The sequence below is a fragment of the Mycobacterium sp. ITM-2016-00318 genome (assembly GCF_002968285.2).
Taxonomy (GTDB): Bacteria; Actinomycetota; Actinomycetes; order Mycobacteriales; family Mycobacteriaceae; genus Mycobacterium.
This window is the reverse complement of the sequence record NZ_CP134400.1, coordinates 3,743,902-3,761,915: the sequence shown is the minus strand read 5'-3', so window position 1 is coordinate 3,761,915 and position 18,014 is coordinate 3,743,902. Positions and strand designations below refer to the sequence as shown.

The following is an 18,014-nucleotide window of genomic DNA, read 5'->3' as shown; positions in this document are numbered from 1 at the left end:
CAACTCGGTTGATCCGCGTCGCGGTGGTGACCGGGGGAGCCTCCGGGATGGGCGAAGCGACCTGCCGCGAACTCGGTAGGCGCGGGCACAAGGTGGCCGCGCTCGACCTCAACGGCGAGGCGGCCCAACGGGTCGCGGAGGAGTTGCGCGCAGAAGGCGTGACGGCGCTCGGGGTGGCCGCCGACGTTCGCGACCGCGCGGCTGTCGAGGAAGCCTTCGCCAAGGTGCGCAGCGAGTTGGGCCCGGTGCACATCCTGGTCACCAGCGCGGGTGCGGTGGACTGGGCGCCGTTCACCGACATCAGCGTGCAAGCCTGGCAGCGTCTGATCGACGTGAACCTCACGGGGACCTTCCACTGCTGTCAGGTCGCGGTGCCCGACATGCTCGAGGCCGGTTGGGGGCGCATCGTCATGATCTCCTCGTCCAGCGCCCAGCGCGGTTCACCGGGCATGGCGCACTACGCCGCGTCCAAGGGCGCACTGCTCTCGCTGACCAGATCCCTTGCTCGCGAATACGGTCCGGCGGGCATCACCGTGAACAACATTCCGCCGTCGGCCATCGAGACGCCGATGCAGCACGCGGGACAGGCGTCCGGCCATCTGCCCTCCAACGAGCAGATGGCGGCCAGTGTTCCGCTCGGACATCTCGGTACGGGCGATGACATCGCCGCCGCGGTCGGCTTCCTGTGCTCCGAGGAGGCCGGTTTCATCACCGGACAGACACTCGGTGTCAACGGCGGATCGGTGATGTGATGAATGTTCGAGATTCCAACCACCACAGGGAGGTTCGCATGGGGAAGTGGCCTAAGCCGGCAGAGGGCACCTGGACGGAGCATTACCCGGGACTCGGAACCGGGCCGATCTCGTTCCGCGACTCGACCTCACCCGAGTTCTACGAACTCGAACGCGAGGCCGTCTTCAAACGGGCCTGGCTCAACGTCGCCCGCGTCGAGGAATTGCCGCGCGTGGGTAGCTACCTCACCAAGGAGATCGACGCGGCCAGAACCTCGGTGATCGTGGTCCGGGGTAAGGACCAGCAGATCCGCGCCTTCTACAACATCTGCCGTCACCGCGGAAACAAGCTGGTGTGGAACGACTATCCCAACGAGGAGGTCAAGGGCACCTGCCGTCAGTTCACCTGCAAGTACCACGGATGGCGTTATGACCTGAAGGGCGACCTGACGTTCGTGCAGCAGGAGGGCGAGTTCTTCGGCCTCGACACTGCGCAGTATGGGCTAAAGCCCGTGCAGTGCGACATCTGGAACGGGTTCATCTTCATCAACTTCGACCCTGAGCCGCGATGGACACTTCGCGAGTTCCTCGGGCCGATGATCACCGCGCTCGACGACTATCCATTCGAATTGATGACGGAGCGTTACGAGTTCGCTGCGCAGAACAACAGCAACTGGAAGATCTTCGCGGACGCTTTCCAGGAGTACTACCATGTGCCCTCGCTGCACAGCCAGCAGGTGCCCAGCGAGGTGCGCCAGCCCAACCAGACGTTCGAATGCGGACACTTCCAGATCGACGGTCCGCACCGCCTGGTGTCGACCGCGGGTACCAGACGCTGGTTACTCGCCCCCGAGTACATGTATCCGATCGAAAGAGTCACGCGCAGCGGACTTGTCGGGCCCTGGCGGACACCGGAGACGCACCAGTCGGCCGGCCTGAACCCGGGTGGGATCGAACCGTGGGGCATCACTAACTTCCAGATCTTCCCGAACCTTGAGATCCTGATCTACCACGGCTGGTATCTGCTGTACCGTTACTGGCCGACCTCGCACAACACCCATAAGTTCGAGGCGTACAACGCCTTTCACCCCGCACGCACCGTCCATGAGCGTATCGAACACGAGGTCGCCTCTGTGGTGCTCAAGGAGTTCGCGCTGCAGGACGCGGGCATGCTCGGCGGCACGCAGGCAGCGTTGGAGTACGACGTCGTCGACGATTTTCCGCTCAGCGACCAGGAAATACTCGTACGGCATCTACACAAGGTCGCCGTCGACTGGGTCGAGGAGTACAAGGCCGAACGTAGCCCGGTGGGGGTATGACCATGACCGATGCCCGCCTACCAAGTGCTTTCGCCGAGTTCGAGCAGTTCGCCGAGAAGTGGTGTCTGGCAACCGAACCGGAGCGCTGGGCCACCCGGTTGGCCACGCCCATGCCGGAGATTCGGGAGTTCTATGATGCGTTCACTCCTCGTTTCGAGGAGGCGATCGACTACTGCGACAAGTTCCCGCTCGACGATGTGCCAGAGGATGCGCTGAACCTCCTGCGCCTCGTCTATTCGATGATCATGGTGTCGATGGCCGTCGAGGTCTTCGGCACCCAGAAACCCGCCGACTCCGCCGACGCCGTCATGCACCGCGTCAGCGCGCCGGTGCCGTGAGGACGGGACGGACATGAGTCTGCTGACGATCAACAAGCTCACCGCATCGGTGGGCGCTGAGGTGACCGGTCTGGATTCCGACCTGCTGGCCACCGACGACGCACTGGGCGCCGCCATCCTGGATGCGCTCGAGGACAGTGGTGTGCTGGTGTTTCCAGGGCTGGGCCTTGGGCCCGAGGCGCAGGTGGCGTTCTGCAGGCGACTTGGCGACATCGACCACTCCTCCGACGGGCATCATCCGGTCGCCGGTATTTACCCGGTGACGCTGGACAAGTCGAAGAATGCCTCGGCGGACTATCTACGGGCCACGTTCGACTGGCATATCGACGGGTGCACCCCGACCAACGGCGAATGCCCGCAGAAGGCGACCGTGCTGTCGGCCAAGCAGGTGGCCGACCGTGGCGGTGAGACGGAGTTCGCGAACTCTTATGCCGCCTACGAGGCGTTCAGCGAGGAGGAGAAGGAACGCCTGGGTGCGCTGCGAGTGGTGCATTCGCTGGAGGCGTCGCAACGTCGGGTCGATTCTGATCCGTCGCCGGAGCTGGTGGCGAAGTGGCGGTCCCGCCCCACCCATGAGCATCCCCTGGTGTGGACGCACCGCAGCGGCCGAAAGTCGCTGGTTCTCGGCGCATCGGCGGACTACGTCGTCGGGATGGATATCAACGAGGGCAGGGCGTTGCTCGCCGATCTTCTCGACCGCGCCACGCAGCCGGACCTCGTGTACAGCCACCGCTGGTCCGTCGGCGACACGGTGATCTGGGACAACAACGGTGTCCTGCACCGAGCGGCGCCATATGACCGCGATTCGCCGCGCGAGATGCTACGGACGACGGTGCTGGGCGACGAGCCGATCCAATAGATACCGCCGCTGCGCTGGGCGAGCGCACAGCGCCCTCGTTGACGGCGACGTGCCCATTGTGAAAACCTGATACCCGCATATGAGAATCACGTTCTCGTGGCCTGGACTCGTGGAAACGGAGCGCGCATGACGGAGGACCTGACCTCGGTCGACTTCTTTCGGGACAGCCGTCTGACCGATGACCCGTACCGGTTCTACGCGGCACTTCGCGACAAGTGCCCGGTCAGCCGCGAGGACCACTACGGCGTGACGATGGTCACCGGCTGGCAGGAGGCCGTCGACGTCTACAACGACGCCGAGACGTTCTCCTCCTGCATCTCGGTCACCGGCCCGTTTCCCGGATTCCCCGTATCCTTGGAGGGCCTGGAAGATCGAGACATCACGGATCTGATCGTGGAGCACCGCGACGAGATCCCGTTCAGCGACCAGTTACCGACGCTGGACCCTCCGACGCACACCAATCACCGCGCACTGTTGATGCGGCTGATCACTCCCAAGCGCCTCAAGGAGAACGAGGACGCGATGTGGGCGCTCGCCGACGACATCCTCGACGAGTTCCTGGCGCCGGGGGAGGGCGAGTTCATCAAGGGATTCGCGGCTCCCTTCACGCTGCGCGTCATCGCCGATCTGCTCGGCGTGCCGGAAGAGGACCGGCCCGAACTGCTCGAGCGGCTCGCCCGCGGAACCCACGGCAGCGGGCTCGGCAACGCTGAGAAGACACTGGCCAAGACTCCGCTGGAATACCTGTACGAAATCTTCGCCGAGTATGTCGAGGACCGTCGGCGCGAGCCCCGTGACGATGTGCTGACGGGGCTGGCGACGGCGACTTTCCCGGACGGCACGATGCCCTCGGTCGCCGACGTCGTGCGGGTGGCCACCAACGTCTTCTCCGCCGGCCAGGAAACGACGGTGCGGTTGCTGTCCACCGCGTTGAAGGTCATGGGAGACCATCCCGACATCCAGCGCAGGCTGCGCGACGACCGCAGCCTGCTGCCGAACTTCATCGAGGAGTGCCTGCGGATCGAGAGCCCGGTCAAGGGCGATTTCCGGTTGTCGCGGACGCCGACCACCATCGGCGACGAATCACTCGGTGCCGGTTGCACCGTGATGGTGGTCAACGGGGCCGCCAACCGCGACCCGCGTCGGTTCGAGGATCCCGATTCGTTCGACCCCGAGCGCAAGAACGCGCGCCAGCACCTGGCTTTCGGCCGTGGCATCCACAGCTGTCCCGGTGCCCCGCTGGCACGTGCGGAGACCAGGGTCGGGCTCGAACGGCTGCTGGACCGCACCACCGACATCCGGATCAGCGAAGCGCATCACGGTCCCGCCGGAAGCCGTAACTACCAGTACATCCCGACATACATTCTGCGCGGGCTGACCGAACTGCACCTCGAATTCGACCTCGCAGACGGTGCCTCGTGAAGGTCACCGTCGACGAGGACCGGTGCCGCGGCCACGGCATGTGCCTGACCCTGTGCCCGGAGGTGTTCAGCATGACCGACGACGGATACGCCGTCGCCGATCCCGAAGACGTGCCCGCGGGTCTGGAGGACTCCGCGAAAGAGGCCATCGTCAACTGTCCCGAACAAGCAATCGCCGAAAACGACTGAGCCACGTCGGCGATGCCGACAATCAATGGAGGAGAGTTTCAGTGCCGAAGGGTTACATAGTCATCACCGAGGACGTCAAGGACCCCGCCGGGATGACCGAGTACGCCAAGCTCGCCGGCAAGGCGATGGCCGGCGCGACGATCCTGGCATTCGACCAGAAGGCCGAGGTGCTCGAGGGTGAGTGGCATGGCACCCAGACGGTTCTGCTCGAGTTCGAATCGGTTGAAGCCGCCCGCGACTGGTACAACTCCGACGCCTATCAGGAAGCGGTCAAGCTGCGGCAGGCGGCCGCCGACTGCAACGGCGCCATCCTGCACGGCCTGGGCTGATCGCGCGCTCACGGCACGGGCTCAGCTGAGCACGCGCACCGGGACGCTTGACCAGCCAGCGACGTTCTGGGCCGCGACTCGCTTGCACTCGTCCCACAGCACCTCGTAGCGCGGCATGAAGTCGAGCAGACGCTCGAGCGCGAGCGCACTTTCCATCCGGGCCAGCGCAGCGCCCAGACAGCTGTGCACGCCATAGCCGAAGCCGAGGTTCTGCGCCTCTGTGCGGTCGCGGTCGATATCGAAGGTGTCGGCGTCAGTGAACGCCTCGGGATCGCGGTTCGCCGAACCGCCCAGCAGGAAAACGGGTTTGCCCGGCGGGATCGTGACACCGTGCAGTGTCACCTCTTTCATGGAGCGACGCACGTTGTACTGGTTCGGCGCCTCATAACGCAGCAGCTCCTCGACCGCGTCCGGAATCTTGCTGCGGTCGTCGAGCAGCTTCTGCCACTGGTCTGGGAACCGCGCGAACGTCGCCGCCGCGTTGCCGACCAGCTTGGTGACGGTCTCTGCCCCTGCCCCGCCCAACAGGGTTGCGAACCCGGCGATCTCGAAGTCGTCGAGCGTCTCGCGCTCACCGTCCTCCCGTGCGATCTCGGCAGCGATCAACCGACTGAACATGTCGTCGCGGGGTTCGGCGCGTCGCTGCTGAATGATCTTGTAGTAGAGGCCCATCAATTCCCCGACCGCTTGCATCCCCTCCTCGGACATGTCGATCTGACCGGGCTCGCGACGCAGGGTGATGTCCACCCACTCGCCGACCTGTTGGCGGTGCTCCTCGGGCACGCCGAGCATCTGAGTGATCACCTGTACGGGGAAGAGGGCGGAGAAGTCCCTTACGACATCGAACCGGTCGGCCTCGGCTCGTGTGATGTAGCGGTCGATGGTCTCGGTCACCATCGGCCGCAACGCCTCGATGGCCCGCGGTGTGAACACCTTGTTGACCAGGCTCCGCATCTGCCGGTGTTCGGGCGGATCCATCAGGATGATCATCTTCGCCATCATCGGTTCGTCGGACCGGACGCTCGACAGGTCCAATCCGTACGCCGACGAATAGGTCTCGAAGTCCTTGTACGCTGCCGCGACATCCTCGTGCCGTGACAACGCGTAGAAGTCATGTTCGTCGTTGTAGTAGACCGGCGCTTCCTCGCGCATACGCCGGTAGATCTCCCACGGTCCGTTGAAGAATTCCTCGGAGAAGGGGTCGAAGACGAGTTCAGATGTCGTCACGCGTCTTCAATCGAAATCGCCTGGCGTGGGCACTGGCGCACGGCTTCTCTGACCTGCTGCTCGTTCTCGGGCGTCACATCTTCCTGGAGCACATGCAGATAGTCCTGATCGTCGAGGTCGAAAACCTCGGGAATGATGCCCATGCACACCCCGTTGCTCTCGCACAGGCCGAAGTCGACGACAATCTTCTGGCTCATTTGAGCACCTTGACGGGCACGTGATGATATCCGGCAACATTCTGCATCGTGACGCGCTGGAGGCCCTCGAAGTCGACCTCGAAGCGCGGCATGAAGTCGAGCAGGTGCTCGAGGGCGATCGTCGTCTCCAACCGGGCCAGCGCCGCGCCGAGGCAGCTGTGGATGCCATAGCCGAGGCCGAGATTCTGCGCCTGCGTGCGATCGCGGGTGATGTCGAATGTCTCGCCGTCGTCGAAGGCACGAGGGTCGCGGTTGGCGGCAGCGTTCATCAGAAACACCGGCTTGTGCGCGGGAATCCGGCCGCTTGGCACTTCGGTCTCCTTCAGGGTGAAGCGCACGTTGTACTGCACCGGACCTACGTAGCGCAGCAATTCCTCGACGGCGGCGGGTACCAGGCTGCGGTCGTCGAGCAGCATCTGCCACTGCTCGGGATGCCGCGCGAACTCGACGACGGCACTACCGACCAACTTGGTGACGGTCTCGGCGCCTGCGCCGCCCAATAGGGCGACGAAACCGGTGATCTCGACGTCGTCGAGTTTGCGCATTTCGCCGTTGTCGCCGGGTATCTCGGCGGCGATCAGACGGCTGATCATGTCGTCCTGCGGGTTCTCCCGGCGCTCCTGTACCAGGCCGTAGTAGTAGACCCCGGCGTCGATGTTGGCCTGCATGTTCTCGTCGGACAGAAAGAGCTGTCCCGGCTTCACCTCGAGACCCCTGTCGATCCAATGCCGGACCTGCTGGCGAAACTCCTCGGGCACACCGGCCATCCGGGTGATCACCTCGACCGGGAACGGGCCTGAGAAGTCCTGCACCACATCGAAATTGCCCGGATCCACCATGGACAGGTAGTGCTCCACGAGTTCGACAACGGTGCCGTGCTGAGACTGGATAGCCCGCGGGGTGAACGCCTTGTTGAGCAGGCTGCGCATGAAGCGGTGTTCCGGAGGATCCATGAAGATGATCGATTTCTGGAACCCCTGGCCGGACTTGATCATGGACAGGTGGCACCCGCGGGTGGACGAGAACGACTCGTGGTCCTTGAGTGCCGCCGCCACGTCCGTGTGCCGGGTCAGCGCGTAGAAGTCCTCTTCCTCGTCGTAGTAGATCGGAGTCTCGTCGCGCATTCGCCGATAGATCGCATAGGGATCGTCGAAGTACTCCTGCGAATACGGGCTGAACACCAATTTCGGCTTGGTCATGATCTCCTCATCAGCGGCGGGCTGGCTGCCGAAGCGTTACGAAAGCCGCTTTGGTCGTAACTCTAGCGGTAATGACGTTTCCATTAAAGAGAATGAGACATCCAAGGAATGTGTCTTATTGCGCAAGGCCGGCGCCGACGAGCGCTTCAAGCGCACCGAGGTCGCCGCCGAGCTCACGCACGGTTTCATGGACCACCGCGACGTCCTTGCCGACGAAATCGCCGACGGCGTCGATGAAGGCAGCCGCGGAGCCTGCCCTCGCGATCATGCCCAGCGCGCGACTGTCGGCGCTGCCGTGCATCAGCGCCTCCAGCAGTGCGGACTCGGAGACGCCGAACAGCACCCCGAGCCGCACACCCTCGGCCACCAGTCCGATCTGCGCCGCGAAGAGCGTGTTGTTGACCAGCTTCACCAGCTGACCTGCCCCGAGTCCGCCGACATGCAGGACCGGGTCGCCGTAGCTGCTCAGTAGCGGGTGCACCGGGGCCACATCGTGGTCGTCGCCCCCCACGAACAGCGTCACCCGCCCCGCGGCGATGTCGTGCGGACCACCGCTGACCGGAGCATCGATCACGTGCACACCACGGGCCGCGATCGCCTCAACGGTGCGTGGGCTTCCGGTGGTGTGGATGACCAGAGTCGCATCGGGAGCCATGGCGGCCGCCAGGTCTTCGGTGAGGCAGACCTCCCGCACCTGCTCGTCGCTGAAAACGCAGACGATGACGGCTTCGGCGCCCTCGGCGACGGCCGCGGGTTCCGCCAGCGCGGACGCGCCCATATCTTGTATGGCAACGCGCTTCTCCGGGGTGCGGCCGAGCGCGCGCACCTCGTGCCCCGCCTCGACGAGACGCCGGATCATGGGTGCGCCCATTCGTCCGGCGCCGATGAATCCGACTCGCATCATCGCGGGAAGTCCATCGCCCGCAGCGCGGCGTCGGCGGCGTCGAACACCGCTGTCGGGGACACGGAAGCGGCGTCGGCGATGCTGGCGGCGTGCCGCACGTCCTTCTGCAGCAGGGCTCCAGCGATCGGAGCGAGCCGCTCCAGGGTGCCGCCGAAAGCGGCGACGCTGCCGAGTGCCTTGCTCGTCGCCGATCCGCTGTTGAGCACTTCGGACAACCGGTTGCGGTCGATGCCAAGGGATTCGCCGAATTCGAGCGTGCTGACCGCACTGCCCAGGTTGGCGGTGAACAGCAGGTTGTTCAGGATCTTGGTCACCTGTCCGCTGCCAAGCGGACCGAGGTGGACGATCCGGTCGGCGTAGGTCGCGAACACCGGGCGGCAGCGTTCGACGTCTCGGTCGTCGCCCCCGACCATGACCAGCAGCTTGCCGTCCTCGGCAGCGGGGCCGCCACCGCTCACCGGGGCGTCGATCACCGAAACCTCATGTGCAGCAGCCAAGTCAGCCAACTCGCGGCACGTGTCGGGGTGCACGGTGCTGTGGATCGCCACGATTCCGCCGGCCGGGAGTCCGGCCAGCACACCGGTGTCACCGCCCACGACCTCCCTGACGTCCTCGTCGCCGACGACACAGATGCACACCAGATCGCTGCCTGCCGCCAATTCGGCCGGGGACTGCGCGGTCTTGGCGGGGGTGTCGGCGAACGGTTCGAGGGTGGCCGATCTGCGCGCCCACAGCGTCACGTCGAATCCGGCCTCGGCGATCCGTCGCGCCATCGGGCCGCCCTGGCTACCAAGTCCGATAAACCCGACGCGCATCAACCCGCCTCCAGTTCTTTTCGCGCGCTGGCACATTCGCCGGCGAACGCCAGCACCCGTCGGTGGTACTCGCCAGCCGTCCAGCCGACGCTGAGATTGTGTCCGCCGGGCATTTCGTTGACCACAACCCGCGGCGACGAGGTGAACAGCGCGGCGATGGCTTCGGCCGCCTCCGGGGCGGAGGCCCATACGCGTTCGTGGTCGGCGACGCTGAATTGGACAGGGACCGTGATCCGGCTCGCCACCTCAGGGAAGTCGCGGCGGGGCCAGTTTGCCGTCACGTCGGCTTCATACGGTGCGCCCGGTGCCGAAAGCCCGCCGGTCAGCACCTCCGGCGGATAAAGGTCGGTCGGCTGCCACAGCAGATCGCGAAGGCCCGCGGGGCGCGACGTCGCAGTGGCCTGGCTGATGACGACTTTCGCCTCGTCGCCATAGCGCAGTCCGGTTCCCGACAATTCGACACCGAGCACGTCGCTCGCCCGTTCGTCGGTCGCCATCCGCAGCCCGATCTCACAGCCGGCGGAATGCGCCAGCAGGAAAAGCCCTGCCCCGCGGGAGCTTTCACCGACGATTTTGTCCACCGCGCCCAGTGCGAATCCGACGCGCCTGTCCGGCTCCGTCATGTCGTCGTGATAGAACGCCGAGGCGCCGTAGCCGGGGCGGTCAAGGGCGATGGCCGTGTAGCCGTCGGCGGCGGCCGCGCGCAGCAGCGACAGCTCCGGGTGTGCCGGGCAGTCGAAATACGCGGCGGACGTGGCGCCACCGTGGACCGCGATGATCACCGCCTTCGGCTCGGGTGCCGACGCCACCAACGCCGACATCGGCACGCCGTCGACGAGGACGACGCGCGGACGAGGGGCGAGATTCACTCCGCTGCCCGCAGCAGGATCGCTCCGCTCGGGGTCAGGCCACCGCTGCTGACGACGCCGACACGGGCGTCGCGGACCTGACGTTCACCGGCATCGCCGCGCAACTGCACGACGGCCTCGTGGATCAGCCCCATACCGTGTGTGCGTCCGTGCGAGAGCTGACCGCCGTGGGTGTTGAGCGGGATCACGCCGTCGCGCGCGATCGCCTTGCCGCCGTCGAGGAAGTCTCTCGACTCGCCGATCCCGCAGAAGCCGAGTCCCTCGAGCCACGACAGGCAGTTGAAGGTGAAGCCGTCGTAGAGTTCGGCAACGTCGACATCGCTGGGCCGCAACGATGTCCGCGTCCACATGTGCGCGGACTGGCCCAACACCTGCGGCTCGTGTGTCAGCGTGGTCTGGTCCCAGTCGGTGCGCTCAACGATCTGGGTACCGACCGCCTCGAACAGCACGGGCTTCTGCGGCAGGTCTTTCGCGGTTTCAACAGCCGACACGACCACCGCTATCGCACCGTCGCACGGCACGTCACAGTCGTAGAGCCCGAACGGAGTGGTGATCGGCCGCGCGTTCAGGTAGTCGTCCATGGTCATGGGTTCGCGGTAGATCGCCGTCCGGTTCAGCGCCGCATTGGCCCTCTGGTTCAGCGCGATCCAGCCGAGGGTTTCCCTCGTCGTGCCATACCGGTCGAAATGGCGCTGCGCATTCAACGCGAGGGTGTGCGCGGCCGACGTCGCGCCGAAGGGCATCTGCCAGCTCGAGGTGCGCCCACCTCCCGGCGGCGCCATCTTGCCTTCCTTCATCAACTGCTGGAAGGTCGCCTCCCACAGTGTGCGGAAGCACAGCACGTGGCGGGCCATACCCGTGGCGACGGCCATCACCGCGGCGATCAACGAGCCGCCGGGACCGAAGGTGTCCATCCCGCCGTTGATCCATGCCGGGCGCAGGCCCAGCGCGCCTTCAAGGGCGCTGACGCCACCCTCGCCCATACCGGCGATGTCGAGTCCCGGATACGTTGAGAGCCCGTCGATGTCATCGAACGTCAGACCGGCATCGGCCACCGCCTGCTGGCACGCGTCGATCGTCAGCGACAGCGGCGCCACCATCTGCCGCCTGCCGATCTTCGACATGCCGATGCCCGTGATCGCCGCCGCATCCTCGAATTTCTTCTCGGTCAACATCGGCGAGACGAACTTGGGAAAGTCCTCCGGTGCGATCTCGTCGACGGCCTGCGGCCCGGTCCTCTTCTCGGGAGTCGGCGTGAACACCGGCAACCAGACGGTGCCGATCTTGTCCTCCGCCTTCTCGAACTGGACCGCCACCGTCTGGCCCAGCTCGAGGTCGTCGGGCTCGCAGTCCACGATGTTGGTGGTCAATCGGACCCGCGGGTCTTCCACGATCGCGACCTGTGCGACGACGTAGGGCGGCGGAAGGTCGGGGAAGCCAAAGCGATGGTTGACGGTGAACGCCGACAGCGTGGCCTCGCCCGAGACGTCGCGAACGCCCATATTGCGGCCGCGGCAGTACCGGCACACCGGCTGCGGCGGATGGATCAGCGCGTCGCAGTCCCCGCACTCCTGGATCCGCAGCACGCCGTCGGCGCCCGCGGTCCAGAAGAACTCGTTCTGCGCGTTGACTTCGGGCAGTGGTCTCGTCATCGGACGAATTCCGATATCGCCTCGTTGCCGTCAGTCTGAGGATGGGGCTCCGGCGCCTCCCGGGTTGCCGAATGCGCGGTCCCGTCACGTGACGGCCGATGTTCGCCCATCTCGATGATGGCGTGCACCGGGCAGTCCAACAGCGCCCGCATCACGGCCGCCTGATCCTCCTCGGGGATGGTGCCGTTGCCTTCCAGCGACGCATATCCCCAGTCGTCGAGCGAGAAATACTCCGGTGCGTGTTTGGCGCAAGCACCGAAACCGTCGCATATCGTGCGGTCGAGACGAATCTTCATGCGACCGCCTCGCAGGCTCGGAAGCCGAATTCCGTGCCGATGATTCGCTCGCAAGCGTCGCTCATGCCACCGCCTCGATCTCATAGGGCCGCAATGCCTTGTAGGCACCGCCGCGGCATGTATCGCAGTCGTTGTTCAAGTGCCGCGCGACCACTTGCGGGAACGCCGCCAGGAGGCTCGCGGCGATGTTCGTGGCGGCGTCCAGCGTCGCGCATGCGCCGCGGCCGCGAAGCACCACCGACCAACGCTCCAATCGCGCGAGGTCCTCGCTCGTGGCCACGCCGTCTCGGAGCGCTTCTGTCACAGCCGACATCGCGGCCGTGCCGTTGAAACACGATCCGCATTGGCCCGCGTTCTCGCGGTCGAAATAGGCCATCACCGATGCCGCCACGGCCAGTGGGCAGTCGTCGGTCAGGACAGTGACGGCGCCGCAGCCAAGCCCGCTGTCAAGACGGCGCAGCGACTCGTGGTCGAGAGTGATGTCGAGGACGTCGCGGTTCAAGAGACCGGCGAAGTAGCCGCCCATCAGCACACCGTGCACCTGATCGGCTGGCACGCCATGGAATTCGAGCACGTCGGTGAACGCGACTCCGTGCGGGAGCTCGTACAGCGCGGCGGGCCTGCCGCCACCCGTGATCGTCGCCAGAAACGTTCCCGGCGACGCCGACGTCCCCTGTTGACGGAATGCCTCGGCGCCGTGCCGTGCGAGGAACGGGAGCAGTGCGAGCGTCTCGACATTGCTGACCATCGTCGGCAGCCCGCCGACGCCTTCGGTGAACGGGCGAGGCGGCTTGTCCGTCGGCTTGGCCGGTCCGCCGTTGAGTGCCCGCACCGCGGCCGTCTCCTCGCCCGCGACGTAACCGGCCGCGACGGTCAGCACCGTGATCGACAGACCGTCGAGCACGTCCGCCTCGATCTCGTCGAGTGCGGCCTGCACCGAGTCCGCGGCCGACCGGTCAGAGACGTATACGTGCGCCCGCTTCGCCGACACCATCTGCGCCGCGAGCCGGAGCCCGTCGAGCACAAGATGCGGGCGGTGCCGCAGCAGCCAGCGGTCCTTCACCGATGCCGGTTCGCCCTCTTCGCCGTTGGCGACGACCACCGCGCCGCCGGACGCTCGGCCATTGTCGCGGACGGTTTTGATCTTGACCGCCAGCGGGAACGCCGCCCCGCCGCGGCCGAGCAGACCCGAAAGGTCGACCTGGCCGAGCAGGCCGTCGAGGTCGTCGACGCGCTGGTACCCGCCGGCGGCCCGGTAGTCGGTGTAATCCTCGGTGCCCGTGCGCAGCAGCCGGGCCTCGATACCGGGCCACACCGTCACTGCGAGATCGGTTGTGGCTGTCATGGCGCCCTCCTGTCCGCGGATAGGGTTTCCCACATGAGAACCGCGGTGGTGCGTGTGCAGGTGGACCCCGCAGGCCGCCTCACGCCGGACGAGTTAACAGACGGCATGGCGGCCCTTCGCGCCCTTGTCGATGCGGCGGACATCGAGGTGCTGGAGAACAACATCGCCGCGATGCCCGCGGCTCGGCGCGAGGTGCAGCTGCTGATGGCCGGCGGCGACGCAGACGGGTTGAAGCGCGACGCGATTGCGTTGTGCGCGAGAGCGTTTGAAACTGAGCCTGCGGCCGGTGTGCTGACCTACGTCAGCAGAGGTACCGATGACGACGCCCGCGGCGTGCTCGCCGGTTTCGGCCTCGTCGGCGAGATCACCCGAACCGCGGGCGATGACGGCCTTGACGTCGTTCACGTCATCCTGCGCAAGGCTGACCTCGAACGCGTGCCGGAAAGCCGAATCCACACCGCACTGGAGGCTTCCCTCAACTGTGAGGTGCACATCCGAACCCGGTGAAATCGCCGCCCCACTCGTCCGCCTGACAGTCATTTCTGGTCCAGGAACTTCAGGATCTCGGGCGCGGCCTGCACCCACGTGTCGAACAGGCAGAACTTCTTGCCTCCGCTGGCGGCGAACTTCTCGCCTGCGCGTTCCCAGGCGTCCTCCGGCCACGGCGGGTCGATGAGATTGGAGCCTTTGATCAGGCAGTGGATCTCCAGCGAGGTGCGCTTCGGGTGGTCCCAGTCGTTCTCGCCGCCACGGATGATCAGCGTTGGCACCTTGATGTTGTCGAACATCTCGTCCTCGACCCCGGGGATCGTCTGGCCCGGCTTGGGGACGAACGCGTTGAGCCAGCGGCGCATCAGCTTGAGGAACTCGTCGACGTCGAGTGCGCGGAACCGCGCCTCGTTGGCCGGGTTGTCGGCGATGCGTTCCTTCCACTCGCCGACGTGCAACAGGCCTTCTACGCCCATGCCCTTGGCCGCGAGGATGCTCGGCACCACGTAGTGCCCGCCGAGCACGAACGAGCCGTAGACCCCGCCGACGATGTTCCACACCACCAGTTTTCGCACGATTTCCGGGTAGAGCATGGTCGTCAGCATCGAGTCGCGGGCTCCGCCCGAGCCGCCCGCGATAATGGACGGTCCGATGTCGAGACCGGTGATCAGCGCGTGCAGCGTCTCGGCGCGCATGTGCGATTCGCTCTTGCCGTAGAACTGGACATCCGACTTGCCGCAGTTCGGCCGGTCCCACAGCAGGACGCGGTAGCCGCCTTTGACCAACGCCTGTGCCAACGGCCGAAGGCCGGGGATGTCCTTGCTGAACCGGCCGCCGGGCGTCAGCGCGATGAAATCCCCTTCCTTGCCGAGAATTTCGTAGACGACATTGCCGCCATTGACCTCGAAAGTCTTCTCGCCGCGCTTGAGCTTCGGGCCCGCCTCTGTGCTCGTCTGTGTCATCGTTCGGCTCCCGCTCGTCCCCTGCCCTTCGGGCGTGGGCCCACCGGTCCTCGCTCGTACCTCGCTGCGATCCTCACTCACGTCCGCCTCACGCCATCACCAGCACATCGTTGCCGACGACCCGCACGGGATAGGTGCGGATGCTCCACTCCGGCTTGACGGCCGTCGTTCCGGTGGCGAGCTCGAACCCCCATTGGTGCCAGGGGCAATAGATGAATTCGAGGTCGCGAACCATGACGGCATCTCCCGGCACGTTCTCGTCGACGACAGTCCGGCCGCGCGCCCGTCCGGAGCACAGCGGACCGCCTTCGTGTGGGCAGTAGTTCGCGATCGCATAGAACGTGCCGTTGACGTTGTAAACGCCGACACCGTGACGGCCGATCGGCACCAATTTGTGCTTACCCGGCGGTATTTCGTCGACGGTGGCCACGACATGCTCACGCCCCTGGGCCAGCCGGGGCGGTTTCGTTTCCTCTGCCACCGTCTCAGAACACCCGGACTTGGCCCTCGAGGGCCGGCACCGTATCGGGCAGGTGGTAGGTCGCGATGCCGTTGCGGAACATCACGGCTTCACGGGCGTGCTCGGGCAGATGCTTCACAAGCCAGCGCGGGTCGTCGAAGGTCCAATGCGGGTAGTCCGACGAGAAGAGCAGGATCTTTTCGCACTCCATCCACTCGAACGCGCGCGACAGTTCGGTCTTGTCCTCGGGGTAGTCCAGCGGCTGAGTGGTGAACTTGATGTGGTCCTTCACGTACTCCGACGGCTTACGCTTGATGTCCAGCCAGGACTTGCGGGCCTCGTAGATCGCGTCCATCCGCCACATCAGGGGCAGGATCCAGGTGAAGGCGTGCTCCACGAACACGATTCGCAGGGTCGGGAACCGGTCGAAGACGCCGTCGAAGATCAGGCTCATCACCTGGTTGGCCGCCAGCAGCGAGTAGGTGACCATGAAGTCGTGGTTGTAGCTGGGGAAGCCCACCGGAGGAATCGGCAGTTCCTCGTGGTGCCCCCGGGACAGGTGGCAACTCACCGTGATGTCGTGCTTGGTGGCGGCTTCCCAGATCGGGTCGTAGCGGGGGTCGCCCCACGACGGGCGCGGCTCGGCCTTGATGAGGATCTGGCCCATGTAGGGATGTCCAGCCCAGCGTTCGATCTCCCTCGCCCCACCTTCCGGATCCTCGATCGCCACGCAGATCGAACCGCGCCACCGCTCGTGCCAGTTGTTGTGGCTGTCCAGCCAGTGGTTGTCCTGCCAGTCGTTAAGCGCGCAGTTCATCGCGTGGTTCGGCTCACGGAAGCGGGCCGGATAGGCGGCGGGTTCCAGGATCGCGATGTCGGCGCCCGCCTCCATGATCAGCTGCTTGAACGCCAGATCCGGATCGCTTCCGGGGAACTGGCCGTCGGCGGGGAAGGTGTCGGCGCGCATGGCGTACGCATGGGCGTAGTCGGGAGCGTCGTAGTAGATCTGATCGCCGATCTTGCGCGTCAGGAAGTATTTGCTGCGCCACGGCTCGGGGATGTACTGCGTCAACTCGCCGGCGCGCGGCGTCGGGTGTACGTCGGAGTCCACGCACCGAACAGCGATGCGCTCGGCCGCTGGCTTGCGATCTGCTGTCGAGATTGTTGATGTCATCTTCGTCTATCCCTTGCTCGAAGCCTCTATTGACTACTGTGCGCCGACACCGGCCCCGACGTCTATCCCGTAGAGCTGCGCGGCGTTGCGCCAGCACAGCTTGTCGCGCTGTTCGGCCGTATATGCGCTGGGCACTGTCAGCTCGTTGGCCTGCCAGTGCGGGTAGCTCGACCCGTACATCACCATGTCTTCCTTGCCGGTGAAGCCCAGCCATTCGCCGGCGAAGTCGACGTCTCCGGGTCCGTCCATCGCGCCCTCGACGAAGAAGACGTGGCCGGGCAGGTAGTCGCTCGGCATATTCGGCGCCCAAGGCGTCTGTTCGAGGTGCGGGCGCCCGAAGCAGTCCATCCGCCAAATGAACGGCGTCAGCATGTCGGCCGCCCCGTCGGCCCAGACGAACTTCAGGTCGGGCATCCTTTCGAATACCCCTTCGGCGATCATGTTCATCAGGTGATACAGGTAGTTCAGCGCCATGAAGCTGACGTAGTTCTCATAGGTGCGCGGCACCCCCGACGGCGTCGGAGCGAACGAAAGGCCGGCACCCACCTCGACGTGCACCGCGACCGGTAGGTTGGCGTCGATCGCGGCCTCCCACAACGGCCAGTACTGCGGCTTGCCGTACACCTCGCGCGACTGCAGCGGGACGCCGATCTGCACCACTCGCGGGTGGTCCTTATACCTCTCCACCTCGCGGAGCGCGCCGGTGATGTCGTCGGGGTTCACCCGGATGGTGCCGCGGAACTTGTCGCCGTAGGTGCCGTCCTCCAGCCAGCGCTTCACCATCATGTCGTTGTGTGCCGACGCGATGGCGGTACCGAGGTGGCGGTCCGGCATGATGCCGCGCGTCATCGGGTGCAGGATCGCGACATCGACGCCGCGCTCGTCGAACAGCTGGTGCCCGACGATCTGCGGGTCCGACCCGGGGTACTGGCCGTCGGGTCCCTCGGTGCCTTTCGCGTACTCGCCGCCAGGCGCGCCGTACCAGTCCATCTCGTAGTCGGGGAAACCGCGACTGCGGTACGGCTCGGCCATGAAGTTCGTGCGGAGGTCCTTGTTCGACTGCGAGAAGATGTGCACGCTCGCATCGATGACGGGCGTCGTCGCTCCGTCAGGTTGTTGGATCACTGATGGCCTCCGCAGTCTGCCGGTGGGCACCGGTCGTACAGCCAGTGTAAAGCCAAGTTCTTCATTGGCAAGAATTGGGTTCTCAAGCGCAACGCTTACTTCTTCGCAGGTCAG

The 18,014-nt window shown here is 65.5% G+C and carries 21 protein-coding genes; 8 read left to right on the top strand and 13 right to left on the bottom strand.

Features of this window, described 5'->3' with window-relative positions:
* Nucleotides 1-8: 8 nt before the first annotated feature.
* From C6A82_RS18355 to C6A82_RS18325, 7 genes are all read left to right on the top strand, one after another.
* On the top strand, nt 9-752 hold the full coding sequence (locus C6A82_RS18355; RefSeq protein WP_105348200.1) for an SDR family NAD(P)-dependent oxidoreductase: 744 nt from the start codon (nt 9-11) through the stop codon (nt 750-752).
* 38 nt (nt 753-790) lie between these two features.
* A complete protein-coding gene (locus C6A82_RS18350) occupies nt 791-2,050 on the top strand; it encodes an aromatic ring-hydroxylating dioxygenase subunit alpha (protein WP_105348202.1) in 1,260 nt (419 codons plus the stop codon).
* A gap of 2 nt (nt 2,051-2,052) precedes the next feature.
* A complete protein-coding gene (locus C6A82_RS18345) occupies nt 2,053-2,388 on the top strand; it encodes a hypothetical protein (RefSeq protein ID WP_105348236.1) in 336 nt (111 codons plus the stop codon).
* Nucleotides 2,389-2,401: 13 nt separating this feature from the next.
* Nucleotides 2,402-3,247: a TauD/TfdA family dioxygenase gene (locus C6A82_RS18340; RefSeq protein WP_105348203.1), complete on the top strand. Its 846-nt coding sequence runs from the start codon at nt 2,402-2,404 to the stop codon at nt 3,245-3,247.
* A gap of 126 nt (nt 3,248-3,373) precedes the next feature.
* On the top strand, nt 3,374-4,669 hold the full coding sequence (locus C6A82_RS18335; RefSeq protein WP_105348205.1) for a cytochrome P450: 1,296 nt from the start codon (nt 3,374-3,376) through the stop codon (nt 4,667-4,669).
* On the top strand, nt 4,666-4,857 hold the full coding sequence (locus C6A82_RS18330) for a ferredoxin (RefSeq protein ID WP_105348206.1): 192 nt from the start codon (nt 4,666-4,668) through the stop codon (nt 4,855-4,857). Before C6A82_RS18335 ends, C6A82_RS18330 begins: the two co-directional genes overlap by 4 nt.
* A gap of 41 nt (nt 4,858-4,898) precedes the next feature.
* Nucleotides 4,899-5,186 (top strand): DUF1330 domain-containing protein, encoded by a 288-nt coding sequence (locus C6A82_RS18325; protein ID WP_105348208.1) that lies wholly within the window; start codon nt 4,899-4,901, stop codon nt 5,184-5,186.
* Nucleotides 5,187-5,207: 21 nt separating this feature from the next.
* On the opposite strand, the gene C6A82_RS18320 is transcribed toward C6A82_RS18325, so the two are convergent.
* The 9 genes from C6A82_RS18320 to C6A82_RS18280 form a co-directional block, all read right to left on the bottom strand.
* Nucleotides 5,208-6,413, bottom strand: coding sequence for a cytochrome P450 (locus tag C6A82_RS18320; protein ID WP_105348210.1), 1,206 nt, complete (start codon nt 6,411-6,413; stop codon nt 5,208-5,210).
* Complete coding sequence (locus C6A82_RS18315; RefSeq protein ID WP_105348211.1) at nt 6,410-6,610, bottom strand: ferredoxin; 201 nt, start codon at nt 6,608-6,610, stop codon at nt 6,410-6,412. The genes C6A82_RS18320 and C6A82_RS18315 overlap by 4 nt, the downstream gene beginning before the upstream one ends.
* Nucleotides 6,607-7,809, bottom strand: coding sequence for a cytochrome P450 (locus C6A82_RS18310; protein ID WP_105348213.1), 1,203 nt, complete (start codon nt 7,807-7,809; stop codon nt 6,607-6,609). The genes C6A82_RS18315 and C6A82_RS18310 overlap by 4 nt, the downstream gene beginning before the upstream one ends.
* A 115-nt stretch (nt 7,810-7,924) precedes the next feature.
* Nucleotides 7,925-8,713: an NAD(P)-dependent oxidoreductase gene (locus C6A82_RS18305; protein WP_105348215.1), complete on the bottom strand. Its 789-nt coding sequence runs from the start codon at nt 8,711-8,713 to the stop codon at nt 7,925-7,927.
* Entirely contained in the window at nt 8,710-9,528 is an 819-nt protein-coding gene (locus C6A82_RS18300) for an NAD(P)-dependent oxidoreductase (protein ID WP_105348217.1), read from the bottom strand. Before C6A82_RS18300 ends, C6A82_RS18305 begins: the two co-directional genes overlap by 4 nt.
* Nucleotides 9,528-10,349, bottom strand: coding sequence for an alpha/beta hydrolase (locus tag C6A82_RS18295; protein ID WP_105348238.1), 822 nt, complete (start codon nt 10,347-10,349; stop codon nt 9,528-9,530). Before C6A82_RS18295 ends, C6A82_RS18300 begins: the two co-directional genes overlap by 1 nt.
* A 44-nt stretch (nt 10,350-10,393) precedes the next feature.
* Nucleotides 10,394-12,049, bottom strand: coding sequence for a thiolase C-terminal domain-containing protein (locus C6A82_RS18290; protein ID WP_105348219.1), 1,656 nt, complete (start codon nt 12,047-12,049; stop codon nt 10,394-10,396).
* Entirely contained in the window at nt 12,046-12,345 is a 300-nt protein-coding gene (locus C6A82_RS18285) for a ferredoxin (RefSeq protein WP_105348221.1), read from the bottom strand. Before C6A82_RS18285 ends, C6A82_RS18290 begins: the two co-directional genes overlap by 4 nt.
* 61 nt (nt 12,346-12,406) lie before the next feature.
* Nucleotides 12,407-13,690 carry an NADH-ubiquinone oxidoreductase-F iron-sulfur binding region domain-containing protein gene (locus tag C6A82_RS18280; protein WP_105348223.1) on the bottom strand — a complete coding sequence of 428 codons (1,284 nt, stop codon included), beginning with the start codon at nt 13,688-13,690 and terminating at the stop codon, nt 12,407-12,409.
* A gap of 33 nt (nt 13,691-13,723) precedes the next feature.
* Between C6A82_RS18280 and C6A82_RS18275 the strand changes: the two genes are divergently transcribed.
* Nucleotides 13,724-14,197 (top strand): hypothetical protein, encoded by a 474-nt coding sequence (locus C6A82_RS18275; protein WP_105348225.1) that lies wholly within the window; start codon nt 13,724-13,726, stop codon nt 14,195-14,197.
* A gap of 29 nt (nt 14,198-14,226) precedes the next feature.
* Here C6A82_RS18275 and C6A82_RS18270 read toward each other — a convergent pair whose 3' ends face one another.
* The 4 genes from C6A82_RS18270 to C6A82_RS18255 form a co-directional block, all read right to left on the bottom strand.
* Nucleotides 14,227-15,141 carry an alpha/beta fold hydrolase gene (locus C6A82_RS18270; protein WP_105348226.1) on the bottom strand — a complete coding sequence of 305 codons (915 nt, stop codon included), beginning with the start codon at nt 15,139-15,141 and terminating at the stop codon, nt 14,227-14,229.
* 88 nt (nt 15,142-15,229) lie between these two features.
* Nucleotides 15,230-15,622 carry a Rieske 2Fe-2S domain-containing protein gene (locus C6A82_RS18265; RefSeq protein WP_105348228.1) on the bottom strand — a complete coding sequence of 131 codons (393 nt, stop codon included), beginning with the start codon at nt 15,620-15,622 and terminating at the stop codon, nt 15,230-15,232.
* A gap of 4 nt (nt 15,623-15,626) precedes the next feature.
* Nucleotides 15,627-16,775 (bottom strand): amidohydrolase family protein, encoded by a 1,149-nt coding sequence (locus C6A82_RS18260; RefSeq protein ID WP_105348230.1) that lies wholly within the window; start codon nt 16,773-16,775, stop codon nt 15,627-15,629.
* Between the two features lie 33 nt (nt 16,776-16,808).
* Nucleotides 16,809-17,900: an amidohydrolase family protein gene (locus C6A82_RS18255; protein ID WP_311101408.1), complete on the bottom strand. Its 1,092-nt coding sequence runs from the start codon at nt 17,898-17,900 to the stop codon at nt 16,809-16,811.
* Nucleotides 17,901-18,014 lie beyond the last annotated feature (114 nt).